A 2,407-nucleotide genomic window follows, 5' to 3' on the forward strand; every position below is an offset into this window, starting at 1 on the left:
GTATGAGCGAGGAGGAGGCTCAGGCGGCGCTAAACCCCTTTTTTACCACGCGTATGGTGCTGTTACCGGCGCTTCGCAAGTCGTTCGCTCCAGACAGCGCCGCATCCTTGTCATAACGGTTCTACTGAATATTTACAAGCGTCATGGGTGTCTATTCTACGACAAAGGACGAGGTTCCTGCCCCGTCCCTTGTCGCACTGCTTTCCTTAAACCACCCAGGGTGGCTCGGCCTTAATGGCGATCCTGGTTTTGAAAACCTCTTCGGCGTTATCCAGGGTTACGTTGGTAATGATTTCATCGTTGACTTTAATGCTCACTCCCCGGTCGCAATGTTCAAGGCAGAACGTACCCTTAAGCTGTATATAATCGGATATACCCATCTGCCGGGCCATTTCCATGAATTTGTTCAAAATGTCGTAGGAACCTTTCAGGTAGCAGTTGGTACCCACGCAGACCGCCACTTCAACCGGACGGCCGTCTCTCCGTTCACTGACCTCCACAGGCTTGCCGCTGATGCGCCGCCGCGGGTAATAGCGGGTATGCAGGGCATGATGGGTATTGGCGTTGGCCGGGCCGCCAAACCAGCGTTCCAGGGCCCTGGTGACATAAATGTTGTCCTGTGGCCTGTGCAGCTGTTCCGCCCGGTCCAGAGCATAAAGGCCCTTCATGCGTCCCAGCCGGGCAGCGGTGTTGTTGGGATAAGGCTGGCCACCGCCTCCAAGACAACCACCGGGGCAGGCCATCACTTCCACTGCGTGGTAGAAAGCTTCTCCCGATTTGATACGCTTGATGAGCTTTTCCGCATTGGCCAGGCCGTTGACCACCGCCAGTTTGAGGTGTTGCCCACCGAACTCCAGTTCAGCTTCCTTAATTCCCTGGATACCCCGCACCGGGTAATAATCCACCCGTCCTACCTCACCCGGGGACTGCTGGGCCGCAGCAAAGCGCACCACCGATTCCATAACCCCGCCGGAGGCACCATAGATAACTGCCGCACCGGAGCCCATCCCAAGCGGATTATCAAACACTTCCGGTTCCAGCTCGTTGAAGACAATGCCCGCTTCTCTGATCATCTGGGCCAGTTCCACGGTAGTGAGGACATAATCTACATCGGGCACGCCTTCGGTGGCGAATTCGGGCCGTCTGGCTTCAAACTTTTTAGCCGTACAGGGCATTACCGATACGCAAACCACTTCAGACGGATTCCTGCCAATCTCCCGGGCGTAATATTTCTTCACCAGGGAGCCGAACATCTGCTGGGGAGACCTGCAGGTCGATAAATTATCCAGGAGGTCGGGGTGGAACTGCTCGGCATATTTCACCCAGGCCGGACAGCAGGAGGTAAACAGGGGCAGCTGGCCGCCCTTTTCCAGCCGGCCCAGCAACTCCATACCCTCCTCAATAGTGGTCATATCGGCAGTAAAGAGAGTATCAAACACGCGGTCAAAACCTATTTTCTTCAGCGCAGCCACCATTTGCCCGGTTGCCTTTTCCCCGGGCAGAAGGCCAAATTCCTCACCGATGGCCACCCTTACCGCCGGAGCAACCTGCACCACCACCACTTTATCCGGATCCTGGATGGCATCCCAAACTTCACCTACTTCCGACTTGACCGTGAGCGCCCCGGTGGGACATACGGCCACACATTGACCGCAGTTAACACAGGCTACTTCGCTCAAAGCTTTTCCGAAGGCGGTGGTTACCAGGGTTTTGGAACCCCGGAAGGCAAAATCCCAGATCCCCAGTCCCTGGACCTCCTTGCACATGCGCACGCAGTCACCGCAAAGTATACACTTGTTGGGGTTCTTGACCAGGGCCGGAGAAGTACGATCTACCGGCATCTTTTTATCCAGCTGTCCGAAGCGAACTTCCGTAACCCCCATCTGGCGGGCGAGCTGCTGCAGTTTGCAGCTCCCACTACGCTCGCAACTGGTACATTCCCGGTCGTGGTTGGCCAGGAGCAATTCCAAAATCATGCGGCGCAACCGGCGGGTACGGGGTGTATTGGTATGAATAACCATACCGTCGGACGGAGGAGTAGAACAGGAGGCAACCAGTCCCCGGCCTTCCACCTCCACCATGCACATGCGGCAGGCCCCGTAAACGCTCAATTCCGAGTGATAGCAAAAGGTGGGGAGCTTGATACCGGCACGGCGCACTACTTCCAGGATGTTCCTGGCATCATTTATTTCCACCACATGACCATCTACGGTAACTCTCCCTGTGGACATACCCGCTGGCACTTCCTTTCGTCATGATATCAGGCAGTGTAAACGGCGCCGAACTTGCATTTCTCCATACAGGTGCCGCATTTAATGCATTTAACAATATCAATGGTATGGGGCTGTTTTTTCTCACCGGTGATCGCTTCCACCGGACAGTTCCTGGCACATAAACCGCAGCCCTT

Annotated in this window: 2 protein-coding genes; both read right to left on the reverse strand. The window is 55.6% G+C overall.

Going from position 1 to position 2,407, the window contains the following annotated elements; genetic code table 11:
* Positions 1-206: 206 nt before the first annotated feature.
* Positions 207-2,231: an NADH-dependent [FeFe] hydrogenase, group A6 gene (locus ACPLUI_RS13885; RefSeq protein ID WP_424660839.1), complete on the reverse strand. Its 2,025-nt coding sequence runs from the start codon at positions 2,229-2,231 to the stop codon at positions 207-209.
* Between the two features lie 29 nt (positions 2,232-2,260).
* Positions 2,261-2,407, reverse strand: a 147-nt coding sequence (locus ACPLUI_RS13890) for a 4Fe-4S binding protein (RefSeq protein ID WP_424660840.1), incomplete at its 5' end; no start/stop codon positions are given.

This window comes from Desulfofundulus sp. (assembly GCF_049701015.1).
Lineage (GTDB): Bacteria > Bacillota > Desulfotomaculia > Desulfotomaculales > Desulfovirgulaceae > Desulfofundulus.